General features: G+C 60.7%; 16 protein-coding genes. 14 read left to right on the top strand and 2 right to left on the bottom strand.

The annotated features are described in order from the left end of the window. From ACIPIZ_RS08290 to ACIPIZ_RS08280, 3 genes are read left to right on the top strand one after another with little or no spacing between them, the layout of a single operon-like run. On the top strand, nt 1-1071 hold the full coding sequence (locus tag ACIPIZ_RS08290; protein ID WP_122855634.1) for an HlyD family secretion protein: 1071 nt from the start codon (nt 1-3) through the stop codon (nt 1069-1071). Then, nucleotides 1068-2675, top strand: coding sequence for an efflux transporter outer membrane subunit (locus tag ACIPIZ_RS08285; protein WP_401164910.1), 1608 nt, complete (start codon nt 1068-1070; stop codon nt 2673-2675). The genes ACIPIZ_RS08290 and ACIPIZ_RS08285 overlap by 4 nt, the downstream gene beginning before the upstream one ends. A 55-nt stretch (nt 2676-2730) precedes the next feature. Continuing rightward, nucleotides 2731-4311, top strand: coding sequence for a glycosyltransferase family 39 protein (locus ACIPIZ_RS08280; protein ID WP_401164908.1), 1581 nt, complete (start codon nt 2731-2733; stop codon nt 4309-4311). A gap of 45 nt (nt 4312-4356) precedes the next feature. On the opposite strand, the gene ACIPIZ_RS08275 is transcribed toward ACIPIZ_RS08280, so the two are convergent. Beyond that, complete coding sequence (locus ACIPIZ_RS08275) at nt 4357-5115, bottom strand: slipin family protein (protein WP_007917711.1); 759 nt, start codon at nt 5113-5115, stop codon at nt 4357-4359. A 2-nt stretch (nt 5116-5117) separates the two neighbouring features. After that, on the bottom strand, nt 5118-5669 hold the full coding sequence (locus ACIPIZ_RS08270; RefSeq protein ID WP_064389063.1) for an NfeD family protein: 552 nt from the start codon (nt 5667-5669) through the stop codon (nt 5118-5120). 154 nt (nt 5670-5823) lie between these two features. On the opposite strand from ACIPIZ_RS08270, the gene ACIPIZ_RS08265 reads away from it, so the two are divergent. The 11 genes from ACIPIZ_RS08265 (at nt 5824) to ACIPIZ_RS08215 (ending at nt 14974) form a co-directional block, all read left to right on the top strand. After that, nucleotides 5824-6285, top strand: a complete 462-nt coding sequence (locus ACIPIZ_RS08265) for an aminoacyl-tRNA deacylase (RefSeq protein ID WP_064389062.1) — start codon at nt 5824-5826, stop codon at nt 6283-6285. A 128-nt stretch (nt 6286-6413) separates the two neighbouring features. Further along, a complete protein-coding gene (locus ACIPIZ_RS08260; protein WP_105708622.1) occupies nt 6414-6659 on the top strand; it encodes a DUF2789 domain-containing protein in 246 nt (81 codons plus the stop codon). Nucleotides 6660-6753: 94 nt separating this feature from the next. Beyond that, nucleotides 6754-6999, top strand: a complete 246-nt coding sequence (locus ACIPIZ_RS08255; protein ID WP_064389060.1) for a type II toxin-antitoxin system Phd/YefM family antitoxin — start codon at nt 6754-6756, stop codon at nt 6997-6999. Next, nucleotides 6989-7270, top strand: a complete 282-nt coding sequence (locus tag ACIPIZ_RS08250) for a type II toxin-antitoxin system RelE/ParE family toxin (RefSeq protein ID WP_401164906.1) — start codon at nt 6989-6991, stop codon at nt 7268-7270. Before ACIPIZ_RS08255 ends, ACIPIZ_RS08250 begins: the two co-directional genes overlap by 11 nt. A gap of 143 nt (nt 7271-7413) precedes the next feature. Beyond that, nucleotides 7414-7842: a MarR family winged helix-turn-helix transcriptional regulator gene (locus ACIPIZ_RS08245; protein WP_177330940.1), complete on the top strand. Its 429-nt coding sequence runs from the start codon at nt 7414-7416 to the stop codon at nt 7840-7842. Further along, entirely contained in the window at nt 7839-9902 is a 2064-nt protein-coding gene (locus tag ACIPIZ_RS08240) for an FUSC family protein (protein WP_401164904.1), read from the top strand. The genes ACIPIZ_RS08245 and ACIPIZ_RS08240 overlap by 4 nt, the downstream gene beginning before the upstream one ends. Next, on the top strand, nt 9899-10108 hold the full coding sequence (locus ACIPIZ_RS08235; RefSeq protein WP_236430529.1) for a DUF1656 domain-containing protein: 210 nt from the start codon (nt 9899-9901) through the stop codon (nt 10106-10108). The genes ACIPIZ_RS08240 and ACIPIZ_RS08235 overlap by 4 nt, the downstream gene beginning before the upstream one ends. Next, nucleotides 10105-11007, top strand: a complete 903-nt coding sequence (locus ACIPIZ_RS08230; protein WP_064389057.1) for an HlyD family secretion protein — start codon at nt 10105-10107, stop codon at nt 11005-11007. The genes ACIPIZ_RS08235 and ACIPIZ_RS08230 overlap by 4 nt, the downstream gene beginning before the upstream one ends. Beyond that, a complete protein-coding gene (locus tag ACIPIZ_RS08225; RefSeq protein WP_122661195.1) occupies nt 11004-12446 on the top strand; it encodes an efflux transporter outer membrane subunit in 1443 nt (480 codons plus the stop codon). Before ACIPIZ_RS08230 ends, ACIPIZ_RS08225 begins: the two co-directional genes overlap by 4 nt. A gap of 93 nt (nt 12447-12539) precedes the next feature. Further along, nucleotides 12540-13175: a hypothetical protein gene (locus ACIPIZ_RS08220; protein ID WP_064389055.1), complete on the top strand. Its 636-nt coding sequence runs from the start codon at nt 12540-12542 to the stop codon at nt 13173-13175. Nucleotides 13176-13468: 293 nt separating this feature from the next. Further along, nucleotides 13469-14974 carry a YdgA family protein gene (locus ACIPIZ_RS08215; protein ID WP_064389054.1) on the top strand — a complete coding sequence of 502 codons (1506 nt, stop codon included), beginning with the start codon at nt 13469-13471 and terminating at the stop codon, nt 14972-14974. Nucleotides 14975-15162 lie beyond the last annotated feature (188 nt).

Here is a 15162-nt window from a genome sequence, read left to right as displayed (position 1 = left end):
ATGACGACTCAAGCAAAGCAAAAACTCGCGGTTGCTGTAGCGGCCGCGCTGGCTGTCGGCGTGCTGGTGTACCTGGCGCTGCCCGGTATGTTTGGCAAACGCACCCAGCAAAATACCAACGACGCATTCGTCTCCGCCGACTACACCCTGGTGGTGCCGCGTGTGGCCGGTTTCATCAAGGAAGTGCTGGTGGAAGACAACCAGCAGGTCAAAGCCGGGCAGTTGCTGGCGTTGATCGATGATCGTGATTTGCGTGCGTCGGCTGAAGCGGCGGACGCGCAAACCCTGGTGGCGCGGGCACAGCTGCAGAACGCCAAGGCAACGCTGGAGCGGCAGACCTCGGTGATCGCTCAGGCGCAAGCCTCGGTGGTGTCGGCCAAGGCGGAAATGGCCTTCGCCCAGCAAGAACTGAATCGCTACAACCATTTGGCCGGCGTCGGTGCCGGGACTGTGCAGAACGCGCAACAGGCACGCACCCGCATCGATCAGGCCACGGCGCATCTCGACACGGCCACGGCGAAACTGGCGGCGGAGCGCAAGCAAGTCGATATCCTCAGCGCCCAGCGTGACGCTGCCGAAGGCAGTTTGAAGCACGCACAAGCGGCGCTGGAAATCGCCAGTTTCGAACTCTCCTACACCCGCATCACCGCGCCGCAGGACGGCATGATCGGTGAGCGGGCCGTGCGCGTCGGCGCCTATGTGACGCCGGGCAGCAAACTGCTGGCGGTGGTGCCATTGAAGCAGGCATATGTCGTGGCGAATTTCCAGGAGACACAACTGACCGACGTGCAGCCAGGGCAAGAGGTGCAAGTACGCGTCGACAGCCTGGGTGGTGAAGCGCTGACCGGTCGTGTCGAGAGCATTGCGCCGGCCACGGGAGTGACCTTCGCAGCAGTCAAACCGGATAACGCCACCGGCAACTTCACCAAGGTGGTGCAGCGGATTCCGGTGAAGATCATGCTCGAACCGGGTCAGCCGTTGGCCGAGCGCTTGCGCGTGGGCATGTCGGTGGAGGCGAGTATTGATACCGCCAGTTCGGCGACGTCGGTGCGTGAGGTGACTCAGCGATGAGCCGTGTTGATCGAACCGACGCCTTCGCGAGCAGGCTCGCTCCCACAGGGAGAATGCATTCCAACAGGTGGGAGCGAGCCTGCTCGCGAAGAGGCCAGTGGCAGCAAATCACTCTGAGTGCCTTGCTCACAATGAGTCTCGCCGCCTGCACCGTCGGCCCAGACTTCCAGAAACCCGAAGCCACACAAATCACCGACTGGGCCAAACCCGCCAAGTCCGCCCCCAGCCAAGCGGTCAGCGAACCCCTCAACGAACGCTGGTGGGAGGTCTTCCACGACGCGCAACTCTCCGCGCTGACTCAGCGTGCGGTGCAGAGCAACCTCGACTTGCAACTGGCCAGCAGCCGTCTGCAACAAAGCCGCGCCGCCCGCCAGGTCATCACTGCTGAGCGCTATCCAAACACCGCGGCCACCGGCAGTTACTCGCGCGAACGCAACAGTGGCAAAGGCCTGAACGACCCATCCGGCCACAACGGTGATTCCGCCTTCAACCTGTGGGACGCCGGTTTCTCCGCCTCATGGGAACTGGATTTCTGGGGTCGCGTGCGCCGCGAAACCGAAGCTGCCGACGCCAACCTCGAAGTCGCTGAAAACGACCGTCGCGGTGTGTTGCTGGCGGTATTGGCAGACACCGCGCAGAACTACATCCAGTTGCGCGGCGTACAGAACACTCGCGCGGTCACCGAAGAAAACCTCGACGTCGCCCGGCACAGCCTGAAACTCTCGCAACTGCGCCTGGCCGATGGCGTTGCCACTGACCTGGACGTCGCCGAAGCCGCCGCGCAAGTCGCCGCGATCGAGTCGCGTCTGCCGGCGCTGGAACAACGCCAGTCGCAACTGATCAACGCGATCAGCCTGCTGATGGGCGAACCGCCACAGGCCCTCGCCAAAGAGTTATCCACAGACGCCGCAGTGCCGCAGTCGCCGCTGCAAGTCGCCATCGGCCTGCCGTCGCAACTGGCCGAACGCCGCCCGGACATCCGCCAGGCCGAAGCGCGCCTGCACGCCGCTACTGCCAATATCGGCGTGGCCAAAGGCGATTTCTATCCGCGCATTACCCTGTCCGGCAACCTCGGTTCGCAAGCCATGCAACTCAGCGATTTCGGTTCGTGGGGGTCGCGTGCCTTCGGCATCGGCCCGCAGTTCAGTTTGCCGCTGTTCGACGGTGGACGCCTGCGCGGGGTGCTGCAACTGCGCGAAGCCCAGCAGCAGGAAGCGGCCATCGCCTACCAGCAGACCGTGTTGCGCGCCTGGCATGAAATCGACGATCAGTTGACCGCTTACAACGCCAGCCAGCGCCGCCGCGACAGCCTCGCCGAAGCCGTCCGCCAGAACCAGATCGCCCTGCGCACCGCGCAACAGCAATACGTCGAAGGCGTGGTCGACTTCGTCAACGTTCTTACTGTGCAAGGCGCGTTGCTGGCGACGCAGGAACAGTGGGTCGAGAGTTCGACCGGGGTTTCGCTGGCGATGGTCGGTTTGTACAAGGCATTGGGCGGGGGGTGGGAGTCGGTGTATCCGCAAGAGAAAATCGTCGCCGGGTTGCCGGGTGTCGTGAAAGCGCCTGCCGACATCGACGGTTCTGCTGTGGCTGACCTAAAGTGATTGGCAGGTTGGCGCGTCATACTCTCGTGGCGCTGCGGTGCGGCAAGAGGAAGCGATGGCGGTCAATCGAGTCACGCCGATGGGCGACACGCAAGACCCGTTTGCCGCGCCCGGCTCCTGGTTCGGTAGTCTGCGCTGGGTGCGCTGGGTAAAAAATCACTGGCTGTGGCCGATTCTCGCGCTGGCCGCGTTCGTGCGTTTTTATGACCTGACGGCGGCGGCGATCTGGGGCGATGAAGGCTCCAGCCTGCTGCTGGCGCGCTACTCGCTGAGTGAAATCTGGCAACACGCTGCGTTCGATGTGCATCCGCCGCTGTACTTCATGCTGCTGCATGGCTGGGTCGAACTGTTCGGGGACGGCATTCTTGCGGTGCGCACACTCAGTGCGCTGGCCGGCATTGCGGCGGTCGGGCTGGGTGTGTGGCTGGTGGATCGCCTAGCCACTCGACGCGCCGCGTTTATCGCCGGATTGTTGCTCGCACTGCTACCGACGGCGGTGCGCTACAGCCAGGAAGTGCGCATGTACGCGCTGCTCGGAGCGCTGCTGATTGCCGCAAGCCTGGCGCTGGTCTACTGGATCCGGCGCCCGCAACGCCATCGCTATCTGTTGTACTACGCGCTGTTGATGAGCGCGGCGTTCTACACCCACTACTTCGCCGTGCTCGCGGCGCTTTGTCACTGGCTCTATCTGATTGCCATCCGCCTCCAGCGCGGTTACCGCTTTCGGCATATCCAGCGCTGGAACTGGTGGCTGGCGAACGTGGCCATCGTCGTACTGTACCTGCCTTGGCTGCCCAATCTGCTCGACTTGATGCAGCACATGGAACAGCTCAAGGCCGGCGGCGATGTCGGTTGGGAACCTGCTGTTACATTGAGTTCGCTGCCGTCGATGATCTGGTCGTGGCTGATTCAGGACGATGGCGAGACGCTGCCGCTGCTGATTTTCGCCGCGTTGCCCTTGGCATTGCTGGCGCTGACGGTTGTCGCGGTGATGCGTGATCGCAGTGTGTCGCGCGGCAGTATTCTGTTGGCGTTGTACACCGGACTGCCGCTATTGCTGGTGTATCTGGTGTCTTTCATCACCCCGGTCTTCATCGAGCGCTACCTGACGGCGTACGCCCTCGGTTTGCCGATGCTGGCGGCGCTGGCCATTGATCGTTTGTACAGCCGCGCCCGACTGGTTGCACTGGCGCTGCTGGTCGCGCTGATCGGTGTGGAACTGGTGGGTGTGAACAACAATGCAACGGTCGACAGCAACGACCAACTCGACCGAGTGGTGAGTTACGTCAACCGGCATTTTCTGCCGGGTGATCGCATCGTCACCAGCGACATGCTCTGGTACTTGAGCTACGTCTACTACGACCGCAGCGGCGCGCAGGTGCGCCTTTACACGCCACCGACGGCGGATGGCCAACCGACGCAGCCGAATGAGTACGGCTTCGGCACACTGGTAACGCGCGATGTCTATCTGGACAGCCTCGCTGAGTTGCCGGGAACTGGCCGGGTGTGGCTGGTCGGCAGCTTCGACGGCCCGGAAGAATTCTCACCCTTGCCCGCGACCTGGCAGGTCAGCGCCGAAGTCCATGCGGGCGGACTCAAGGCGCGCTTGTTCACCCCAACCCCTCCCGCAGGCTAACGCCAACCCCTGTAGGAGTTGCCGCAGGCTGCGATCTTTTGACCTTCAGGATTTCCCCGACAAATCCGCCATGCCCTTGAGCAATTCAATCGGCAACGGAAAGACGATCGTCGAACTCTTGTCGCCGGCGATCGAACTCAAGGTCTGCATATAGCGCAACTGCATCGCCCCGGGCTGACGTCCGAGCATTTCCGCGGCTTGCATGAGTTTTTCCGACGCCTGCAACTCGCCCTCGGCGTGGATCACCTTGGCCCGCCGCTCGCGCTCGGCTTCAGCCTGTTTGGCGATGGCTCGCACCATCGACTCGTTGAGGTCGACATGCTTGATCTCGACGTTGGCGACCTTGATGCCCCAGGCATCGGTCTGCGCGTCGAGCACTTGCTGAATGTCGATGTTCAACTGCTCGCGTTCGGCCAGCAGTTCATCCAGTTCATGCTTGCCGAGCACCGCACGCAGGGTGGTCTGGGCTAACTGGCTGGTAGCGGAAAGATAGTCCTCGACCTGAATAATCGCCTTTTGCGGGTCGAGTACGCGGAAATACAGCACGGCATTGACCTTGACCGACACGTTGTCGCGGGTGATCACGTCCTGCGGCGGCACATCGAGCACCACGGTGCGCAGGTCGACCCGAACCATTTGCTGCACCACCGGAATCAGCAGGATCAGCCCGGGGCCTTTGACCTGCCAAAAGCGGCCGAGCTGGAACACCACGCCGCGTTCGTACTCGCGCAGGATGCGAAACGTCGAGCCGGCCAAGGCAATGACCAGTAACAGCAGCGCAACAAAACCGATTTGCAGACCCATGATCACTCTCCGAGCGGTGCCGCGTCAGTCGCGGCCACTTGCAGCAACAATCCCTTGCGCGCCACCACGCGTACCGGTTGCCCGGTGCGCAGCGGCGTGGCACTGAGCACTTGCCAGCGTTCACCTTGCAGTTGCACCCAGCCGTTACGCGCATCGCCCGGTTGCACTGTGGTGATCGCGGTCACGCTGCCGAGCAGGCCGGCGTCGCCACTGACGGCGTGGCGCGGCCGGGTTTTCAGGGCGCGAATTACCAGCGCGAGCAACAGCAGGGCGCTGATCAGACCGAGACCGATCATCATTGGCGCCGGCAACTCGGCGTTACTCAGAATCAGCGCGCCGATCACGAACATGATGATCCCGCCCAGACCGATAACGCCGTAGTTGGGCAGCGCCGCTTCGGCGATCAGAAAGACGATGCCCAAGGTAATCAGCCACAAACCGGCCGGACTCATCGGCGGCAACGGGGTGTCGGCGGCGAGGGCTGAGCCGCTGATCAGCAGGAGTAAGACAAACGCACAACATCGGCTGTTCACGTGACCCTCCGCGAGCGTCATGGGCTGGTTCTTTCAGTCTAGTTGAGGGTTGTCCTGTATGAATTTTGATCAATGTGCAGATATGTCCGGTGAGCGGATTTCCCTGCGCCAAACACCCGCCGAACTAGACTCAAAGACACGGCAATCACCGTTCAGCGCAACACCGAGGTGCATCATGCGTATGGCAAGAAAGGTGCAGAGCAGCCTGAACCGGGCGCACTGCGAATACGACATCGTCGCCCACCGACACTCGTCCAGCAGCCTGGAAACCGCACGGGTCGCCGGGGTGCCCGCCGAGCGCGTGGCCAAATCGATCATCCTCGACGACCACCACGGGCACTACCTGATGGCCGTGCTGCCGGCCAGCCGTCACCTTGACCTGAGCAAGGTGCGCCTCAGTGGCGAATGGCAACTGACCCGCGAAAGCAATCTGGCGCACATCTTCGACGACTGCGAGCGCGGCGCGGTGCCGCCGCTGGGCGATTCCTACGGGCTCGACATGGTCATCGACCCGCTGCTGACGCGGCAGAAGGATATTTACCTGGAGGCGGGCAACCACAATTATCTGCTGCACATGAGCATGCCCGAGTTTCTGAAGATGGTGCCGCATGCCGAGGTGCGGGAGTTGAGTGATTAGGTTTTGTGGCGCAGGCACTGACGCCTTCGCGAGCAGGCTCGCTCCCACAGGTTGATCGCATTCCCCTGTGGGAGCGAGCCTGCTCGCGAATAATCTTCCAAACACCCCATTCATCAAGGAATTGCTCAATGGAAAGCCCAACGCACAGCTTGCCATCCCTGTTCAAACAACTCGGCCTTCCGGATGATCCGGTCAACATCGACAAATTCCTCACCACCCATTCCCCGCTCAAACCAGAGCTGCACCTGGCTGATGCGTTTTTCTGGACGAAGAGCCAGTCGCAGTTCTTGCGTGACGAGATTCTGGATGACGCCGATTGGGCGGAGGTGGTGGACCAGTTGAATGTGTTGTTGCGCAAGGGGCGTGAGAGCTGACTGAAAGCCAACCTCTTGTCATTCAATTGAGTGGAACGGTTGTTGAGGATCAAAAAATAGACCAAAATCACGACCTCAATTGAGGTCTTTTATTATGCAAAACGTTCTGGCCGATATGGCTGTCAGTGTCTCAGAATTAAAGAAAAACCCTTCCGCTGTGCTGAGCGGTGCGCATGGCGGTGCCGTGGCTGTTCTTAACCACAATCGCGTTATGGGCTATATGGTGCCAGCGGATGTGTACGAAGCAATGATGGAGCGACTTGATGATTTGGAGCTTGCTGAAATCGTTCGCGCCCGCAGCCATGAGACGCCAATTTCGGTGAGCCTGGATGACCTATAAGCTCGAATTTTTGCCATCCGCTCACAAAGAGTGGAACAAGTTGGGTCATACACTACGAGAACAATTAAAAAAGAAGCTGGGTGAGAGATTGAAGCTGCCCAGAGTCTCCGCTGACGCACTTCATGGAATGCCTGATTGCTACAAAATCAAATTGAAGGCTTCAGGCTATCGTCTGGTTTATCAGGTCATTGACGAGAGGGTCGTCGTTTCAGTCGTAGCGGTCGGTAAACGTGAGCGCAGTAGCGTTTATGAGAATGCAAAAAAGCGCTGATTTATCTCTCAGCGGCGGCTCTCTTCGCCCCAGTAGGCAATTTGTTTCAAAACTTGACTGAAATTCCCCTCCAATGCGATATTGATAGTTAGCAAACTAACAGTGTGCATTTCCTCGTGCCGAACGATCTCGACGCTCTCCAGATGAACATCAGCAGTGCCATGGTGGTGGCCGCCAGGCATTGGCGGAAGATCTGCCAGACCACGCTGGTCAACTATGGAATCTCCGAAGCCTGCGCCGTGCCGTTGTTGATGATCGGCCGCTTGGGCGAGGGCGTGCGCCAGGTGCAGGTGGCGCAGGCGGCCGGGATGGAGAGTCCGTCGCTGGTGCGTCTGCTCGATCAGTTGTGTCATTCCGGCTACGTCTGCCGCACCGAAGATGTCCAGGATCGCCGCGCCAAGTGCCTGAGCCTGACTGACACCGGTCGTGAACTGGTGCAAGCGGTGGAGATCGAACTAGTGCGTCTGCGTCATGAAGTGCTTGAGGGCATCGACCAGAGCGATCTGGAGGCTACGCTTCGGGTACTCAGAGCTTTTGAGGCGGCCCATCCGCCTGTGGTGATCAATTCTTGAACGGTTTTTTCTCCGGCATTCCGCCGGCCCGCGACTGGTTCTACGGGGTCCGTACGTTTGCAGCGTCGATGATCGCGCTGTACATCGCTTTGCTTATGCAAATGCCGCGTCCGTATTGGGCGATGGCCACGGTGTATATCGTCTCCAGCCCGTTTCTCGGGCCGACCAGTTCCAAGGCCCTATACCGCGCCATCGGGACTTTTCTCGGTGCCGCGGCGGCGGTTTTTTTCGTGCCGATGTTCGTGCAGAGCCCGTATGTGCTGGTGGTAGTCATCGCGCTGTGGACGGGGATTTTACTGTTCCTGTCCCTGCAACTGCGCACGGCCAACAACTACGCATTGATGCTCGCCGGTTACACCTTGCCGCTGATTGCCTTGCCGGTGGTGGATAACCCGCTGGCGGTGTGGGACGTGGCCGAAGCGCGGACCGAAGAGATTTTCCTCGGCATCGCCGTCGCTGCGGTGGTCGGTGCGATGTTCTGGCCACGGCGTCTGGCGCCGGTGTTCAACGATGCCGTGAGCAAGTGGTTCGCCGACGCAACGACCTACAGCCTGAAATTCCTCAGCCGCGACGTGCAGCCCGAAGAGGTCACCGCGCTGCGCATGGCCATGGTCGCCAACTTTAACAGCCTTGAATTGATGATCGGTCAGTTGCCCCACGAAGGCGCGCGACCGCAAACCGTGCGCAACACCAAAGAATTGCGCGGGCGGATGATTCATCTGTTACCGGTGATCGATGCGCTGGAAGACTCGCTCTACGCCCTCGAACGGCGCACGCCGGAACTGGTGGAAAAATTCGCACCGCTGCTTGCCGCGACCCGTGAATGGCTCGGTCACCCGGACGCCGACCTCGACCGCTGGCAAGCGCTGAAAGATCAGCTCGAAGCCCTGCAACCGAGCGTCGAGGCGCTTGAGGATCGCAGGCAATTGCTGTTCTCCAACTCGATTTATCGCCTCGGCGAATTCATCGATCTGTGGCAAGACTGCCGCAGTCTGCAGGACGCGATTCTTTGCGAACGCCAGGACAGCTGGCGCGCGGTGTACCGCCACTGGCGCCTGGGCCGGCTGACACCGTTTATCGATCGTGGTCTGATGCTCTACTCGGTGGCCTCGACCGTTCTGGCGATCATCACCGCCTCGGTGCTGTGGATTCTGCTCGGCTGGCCGGACGGCGGCAGCGCGGTGATTCTCGCCGCGGTGGCGTGCAGTTTCTTCGCCTCGATGGACGACCCGGCACCGCAGATTTACCGGTTCTTTTTCTGGACCGGCATGTCGGTGCTGTTCGCCAGCCTTTATCTGTTTTTGATTCTGCCCAACCTGCATGACTTCCCGATGCTGGTGCTGGCGTTTTCCATCCCGTTCATCTGCGTCGGCACGCTGACGGTGCAGCCGCGTTTTTTCCTCGGCATGCTGCTGACGCTGGTCAACACCTCGTCGTTCATCAGCATTCAGGGCGCTTACGATGCGGATTTTTTCGCCTTCGTGAACTCCAACCTCGCTGGACCGATCGGCCTGCTGTTCGCTTTCATCTGGACGCTGGTGGCGCGTCCGTTCGGCGCCGAGCTGGCGGCCAAGCGCCTGACCCGTTTCAGCTGGAAAGACATCGTCCATATGACCGAACCGGCCAACCTTGCCGAACACCGCAAATTGGGCGTGCAGTTGCTCGATCGACTGATGCAGCACCTGCCGCGTCTGGCCCTCACCGGCCAGGACACCGGCATCGCCATGCGCGAAGTGCGCGTCGGCCTGAACCTGCTCGATTTGCTCGCCTACACCCCACGGGTGACCGGCGCGCCGAACGCGCTGTTGCAGCAAGTGGTCAGTGAAGTCGGCGAGTATTTCCGCGCCTGCCTCAAGGCCGGCGAACGCTTGCCGGCGCCAGCGCCGTTGTTGATGACCCTCGATCGCACTCGTCGCGCACTCAATGGCCACGGCGACGATGAAACCCGTCTGAACCTGTTGCACGCCTTGAGCGGTTTGCGTCTGGCGTTGTTGCCCGGCGTCGAATTCGTCTCCAGTGCCGACGCCGAAGAACCGCTGCCCGATGGAGCGCCCCTATGATCGGTGATCTGGACATCAGCGGCATTTTCCTGCCGACCCTGCTGGTGTTGATGGGCATCACTTATGTGCTGTTTTTGTTGGTGCATGCCGTGCTTACGCGCCTGCACTTTTACCGTCTGGTCTGGCACCGGGCATTGTTCAACGTGGCCCTCTATGCCGTGCTCCTGTACGGCGTGGACTCACTCAGTCGATACCTGATGACATGAAAAAACCGTTTTTGACCATCGGTCGCGTGGTACTGACCCTGCTGATCGTGACTTTTGCCGTTGTCCTCGTCTGGCGCATGGTGATGTATTACATGTTTGCGCCGTGGACCCGTGACGGCCACATTCGCGCCGACATCATCCAGATCGCCCCGGACGTCTCCGGGCTGATCCAGCAGGTTGAAGTGAAAGACAACCAGTTGATCAAGCGCGGCCAGGTGCTGTTCAGCATCGACCAGGATCGCTTCAAACTGGCCCTGCGTCAGGCCAAAGCGGCTGTTGCCGACCGCGAAGAAACCCTCGCCCAGGCCCAGCGCGAAGCCAAGCGTAACCGGGGCCTCGGCAACCTGGTGCCGGCCGAACAGCTGGAAGAAAGCCAATCCAAGGTCGCGCGTGCGCAATCGGCACTGGCCGAAGCCATGGTCACCGTGGACAGCGCCCAGCTCAACCTCGACCGCTCGGTGATCCGTAGCCCGGTGGACGGTTACGTCAACGACCGTGCGCCGCGTCCGCAGGAGTTCGTCACCGCCGGGCGTCCGGTGTTGTCGGTGGTCGACAGCAATTCCTTCCACATCGACGGCTATTTCGAAGAGACCAAACTCGACGGCATTCATGTCGGTCAGTCGGTGGATATCCGTGTGATCGGCGACCGTGCGAAATTGCGCGGGCATGTCGAAAGCATCGTCGCCGGCATCGAAGACCGCGACCGCACCAGCGGCAGCAACCTGCTGCCGAACGTCAACCCGGCGTTCAGCTGGGTGCGGCTGGCGCAGCGGATCCCGGTGCGGATTGCCTTTGATGATGTGCCGGAAGATTTCCGCATGATCGCCGGGCGTACCGCTACGGTGTCGATCATTGAAGACTCAAAAGTCGACGATAAAAAGCAGGAGCCCGCGCAATGAGCAGGGCCCTGATGATCGCCGGGTTGGGCGTGATGTTGTCGGCGTGTCAGATGGTTGGCCCGGACTATTACGTGCCGGAAGACGCGGCAGTGCAACGCAAGGATTTTCAGGGCGAACTGGCCGTTGCCGGCAAACCTGTGGTGTCGGCGCCAGTACCGGCGGATTGGTGGCGGCTATATAAAGACCCGCGTCTGGATCAACTGGTGCAGCAGGCCATGGCTTCCAACACCGATCTGCGCGTCGCCGCTGCCAATTTGCAGCGCGCCCGTGCGCAGGTCGATGAGGCCGAAGCAGCCGGTGGCTGGAGCGGCGGGGTGAAAATGGGTGCCCAGCGTTTGCAGGAATCCGGTCAGGCATTCTTGCTGCCGGAAAAAGTCCCGGTGGCCAACATCGGTGACATCGGCATCAGCGCCTCGTATCAGTTCGACCTGTGGGGCACGTTGCAGCGAGGCATCGAAGGCGCGAAGGCCAACGCCGACGCGACCCAAGCCGCCGCCGATACCGCGCGCATCACCTTGGTCGCGGACGTGGTTCGCGCCTACACCCAAGTCTGCGCGGCCAACGAAGAACGCGAAATCGCCCAGCATTCCCTCGACCTGCAGTCCCAAGGCACTACGCTGATCCAGCGTTTGCGCGACGCCGGGCGTGGCGATGAAACCCAGGTCACCCGTTCGCAAACCCAATTCAAATCCCTGCGCGCCGAGATGCCGCGTTATGAAGCGGCGCGTCAGGCCGGGTTGTTCCGTCTGTCGATGTTGCTGGCGAAACCGGTCGACCAATTGCCGGCCGGCACCGCGACTTGCGCTGAACTGCCGAAAATCGCTCAATTGGTGCCGGTCGGTGATGGCGCCGCTTTGCTCAAACGTCGCCCGGACATTCGTCAGGCGGAACGACGTCTGGCCGCCGCGACCGCCGGCATCGGCGTGGCCACCGGCGAGTTGTACCCGGACATCAGCATCGGCGCGACCATCGGCACTGTCGGCATTCTCGATGACCTCGGTGATCCGTCGACCAACCGCTGGGGCTTTGGCCCGTCGCTGAGCTGGAAGGTGCCGACCAACGGCGCCCGCGCGCGAATCCGCGAGGCAGAAGCGGCGACCCAAGGCGCCTTGGCGCACTTCGACGGCGTGGTGCTCAACGCCATTCGCGAAACCCAGACCGGCCTCGCTCAGTACACCGCACTACTTCAGCGGCGCGACGCACTGGCCGATGCCGAGCAATCGGCGAAACTGGCCGCAGACCAGACCCACCGCTTCTTCCAGGCCGGCCGCGAGTCGTTCCTGGCTGACCTGCAAGCAACCCGCACCTACACCGATGTGACCGCGCAACTGGCCGCCGCCAACACCCAGGTTGCGATGAGCCAGATCGATTTGTTCCTCGCCTTGGGCGGCGGTTGGGAAAGCGGACGAACGAACGCTCCAAGCCCCGGCAAACCCTGAGGCCGTTGCTATGCTTTGAAGTGTTGAAGGGGCGCCCCGTGCAAAGCGCCCCTTCAGCGCACATTGCTAGCGCTGGTCTAGGGGAAACCAATAATGAAAAACCCTTACGCTCTCGGCTTCTGGTGCGCCCTGGTAGCACTGATGCTGCTCTCGGCCACCTATTTCTACGGCATCATGCTGGCCCATCAGATCGACAAGGCCATGGTCTTTCTCGACAGCGCTGTCGCGCTGATCGCGGTCATGGCCATCGTCGTCGTGGCGTGGGCATCGGTTCAGGTGCAGCGGGTCAAGAAACGCCAGCTTGAACAGGGCAAGACCCTGGTGTTGATCTGGGACACCAAAGTCGCCCTGCGCCGGGTCGAAACGGTCTTCGACCGGTATTTCTGGGGCAGTTACTGGCAACCGGGGCGCACCTTCGCCGAAGTCATGGGCGAACTCACCGGCACGCCGCTGGAAAAAAGCCTCGAAGCGCTGAAAAAACAGTGCCTGGAACTCGACAAGCAGATCGATAACGAGGGCTGGCATTGGTTGAACAACGCCCGCGAATTATCCGATGTCGCCACGGCCATGGCTCGTGAGCGTTATCAACTGGATTTCTGCGATCCGCGCGCTGACGGGCCGGGCGGGGCGGTGATCGATCGGGATTTTGAAGTGCTGGTCTACACCTGGACCGCGCGACTCAAAAGCTTTGATCATCAGCTGGATGAAATCGAGGTTCAGTATTCCTGATTCTCGGCTGAATCGACCGGCCTCATCGCGAGCAGGCTCACTCCTACATTTGGAATGCGTTCCCCTGTAGGAGTGAGCCTGCTCGCGATAGCGCCCTAAAAAACACCGAAACTCTTCCCGCCTGTCGACTGTCCACAATTCCCATAGACACTCTTTAACCTTTAAACATTGGGCCACCTTGCGCGCCCGGTGCTAATCTCCATCGCTAATTTCAGCGCAGTCGAGCCGCGACCCGGTCACGGGTTCAGGGAAGACGACCACACTCACAGCCACGGAAATCGATCAGGTCATTCATGAATAAATCAGCAGGCGTGCTCCTCGGAATTGTTGTTGCCATTGGCGCGATCAGCGCAGGCGGGGCCTGGTACACCGGGACCAAGATCGAAGGCGTGTTGAACAACGCCGTCAGCAATGCCAACAAAGAGCTGCAAACCGCGATGGCCGGTTCCAACGGCAGCGCGTCGCTGGAACTGGTGTCGCTCGACCGCCATACCTTCACCAGCACAGCGCACTACCGCCTCAAGGGTGAAGGCGAGATGTTTGGCGACAAGCCGGTCGAATTGCTGTTCGTCGACCACATCGAGCACGGCCCGCTACCGTTCTCGCGCCTGGTTTCGCTGAAATGGCTGCCGGTCATGGCCACCAGCAACTACGAGCTGGAAAAGAACCCGGCCACCGAGAAGTGGTTCGCCGCCACCAAGGGCGCCGCTCCGCTTAAAGGCGTGACCAGCATCGGCTACGACGAATCCACCACCAGCACCCTCGACCTGCTGCCTTTCGAAACCGCACTGGATGAGCAGTCGAGCCTGAAATTCTCCGGCCTGACCATGAATATCTCGGCCAACGCGCAGGCGCAGAAGGTCAAGGCTGACGGCTACATGGACAACCTGAAACTGGTCACGGTGGCTGAAGATCAGGCGCCGGTGCAGGTCGAACTCAACGGTCTGACCCTGGCCAGCAACCTCGCCAAAAGCAGCTACGGCTACTACACCGGCGAGAACACTCTGGAGCTGACCGACAGCAAAACCACCTTCGGGCCCAAGCAGTCGGTGCTGGGTGTGAAGAAGTTTGAAATGAAGAACCTCACCGAAGAAAACGGCAGCAATGCCTCCGGTCGCGCCGATTACAAGATTGGCGAAGTCAGCCTCAACGACAAGAAAATCGGTTCGGCCAACATGGCCATGAGCCTGAAAAACCTCGACATCCCGTCGACGATGTCGCTGATGCAGATTTACCAGACCAAACTGCAGCCTTACGAAAAAGCCGCCGCCGAGGCAGCAGCCCAAGGCCTGCCAGCGCCGGAGCTGAACCTGACCGAGGCTGAAAACGCCCAGGTCAAAGCTGACCTGCAGAAACTGCTGGCTGCCGGCCCACAGTTTGCGCTGGAAAACCTCTCGTTCAACACCGCCAACGGCGAGAGCAAGGCCAATCTGGTGATTGACCTGACCAAACCGCAATCAATGGATCTGCCGCCGGATCAACTGGGTAAACAACTGATTGCGCTGCTTGACCTGAATATCCAGGTGTCCAAGCCGATGCTGGTCGATCTGCTCAGCGTGCAGGCGCAACTGGATGGTCAGACTGACGCCAAAGCCATCGTCGACCAATCCAAGGAAGCGGCCGACATGTTCGCCGGCATGGCGGTCGGTTCGCAGTTGGCCGTCGTCGACGGCACAAACGTCGTGACCAAGCTGCATTACGCCGCCAATCAGGTCGAATTCAACGGCCAGAAGATGACCGTCGAGCAGTTCGTCGGCTTCCTGATGAGCAAGTTCGCAGGCGTCACGCAAGTGCAGTAATTCTGCGTTCTTAATAGCAACGCCCGGCCTCTGGATGCTACAGACGCCGGGCGTTTTGCTGTCTGGCGTTCGGGTTTTGGCTGTCCCGGCGTAACCGTCGGGACGATTCTGAACAATTATTGTGTTCTGGATTCTGGTCTACGCTTGCGTGCAAGACTGCCTGACTAAGCTTGGCCGTTGCATGTGCA

Source organism: Pseudomonas sp. NPDC087690, from assembly GCF_044743175.1.
Taxonomy (GTDB): domain Bacteria; phylum Pseudomonadota; class Gammaproteobacteria; order Pseudomonadales; family Pseudomonadaceae; genus Aquipseudomonas.
The sequence above is the reverse complement of the archived record's forward strand: the minus strand, read 5'-3'. Positions and strand labels throughout refer to the sequence as shown.

Bases quoted from the DNA above. Each gene is read 5' to 3' on its own strand.
- ACIPIZ_RS08215 (WP_064389054.1), top strand. From the start codon at position 13,469: ATGAATAAATCAGCAGGCGTGCTCCTCGGAATTGTTGTTGCCATTGGC.
- ACIPIZ_RS08250 (WP_401164906.1), top strand. From the start codon at position 6,989: ATGACCTATAAGCTCGAATTTTTGCCATCCGCTCACAAAGAGTGGAAC.
- ACIPIZ_RS08275 (WP_007917711.1), bottom strand. From the start codon at position 5,115: ATGGGTCTGCAAATCGGTTTTGTTGCGCTGCTGTTACTGGTCATTGCC.
- ACIPIZ_RS08260 (WP_105708622.1), top strand. From the start codon at position 6,414: ATGGAAAGCCCAACGCACAGCTTGCCATCCCTGTTCAAACAACTCGGC.
- ACIPIZ_RS08290 (WP_122855634.1), top strand. From the start codon at position 1: ATGACGACTCAAGCAAAGCAAAAACTCGCGGTTGCTGTAGCGGCCGCG.
- ACIPIZ_RS08225 (WP_122661195.1), top strand. From the start codon at position 11,004: ATGAGCAGGGCCCTGATGATCGCCGGGTTGGGCGTGATGTTGTCGGCG.
- ACIPIZ_RS08270 (WP_064389063.1), bottom strand. From the start codon at position 5,669: ATGACGCTCGCGGAGGGTCACGTGAACAGCCGATGTTGTGCGTTTGTC.
- ACIPIZ_RS08220 (WP_064389055.1), top strand. From the start codon at position 12,540: ATGAAAAACCCTTACGCTCTCGGCTTCTGGTGCGCCCTGGTAGCACTG.
- ACIPIZ_RS08280 (WP_401164908.1), top strand. From the start codon at position 2,731: ATGGCGGTCAATCGAGTCACGCCGATGGGCGACACGCAAGACCCGTTT.
- ACIPIZ_RS08285 (WP_401164910.1), top strand. From the start codon at position 1,068: ATGAGCCGTGTTGATCGAACCGACGCCTTCGCGAGCAGGCTCGCTCCC.
- ACIPIZ_RS08255 (WP_064389060.1), top strand. From the start codon at position 6,754: ATGCAAAACGTTCTGGCCGATATGGCTGTCAGTGTCTCAGAATTAAAG.
- ACIPIZ_RS08265 (WP_064389062.1), top strand. From the start codon at position 5,824: ATGCGTATGGCAAGAAAGGTGCAGAGCAGCCTGAACCGGGCGCACTGC.
- ACIPIZ_RS08245 (WP_177330940.1), top strand. From the start codon at position 7,414: ATGAACATCAGCAGTGCCATGGTGGTGGCCGCCAGGCATTGGCGGAAG.
- ACIPIZ_RS08235 (WP_236430529.1), top strand. From the start codon at position 9,899: ATGATCGGTGATCTGGACATCAGCGGCATTTTCCTGCCGACCCTGCTG.
- ACIPIZ_RS08230 (WP_064389057.1), top strand. From the start codon at position 10,105: ATGAAAAAACCGTTTTTGACCATCGGTCGCGTGGTACTGACCCTGCTG.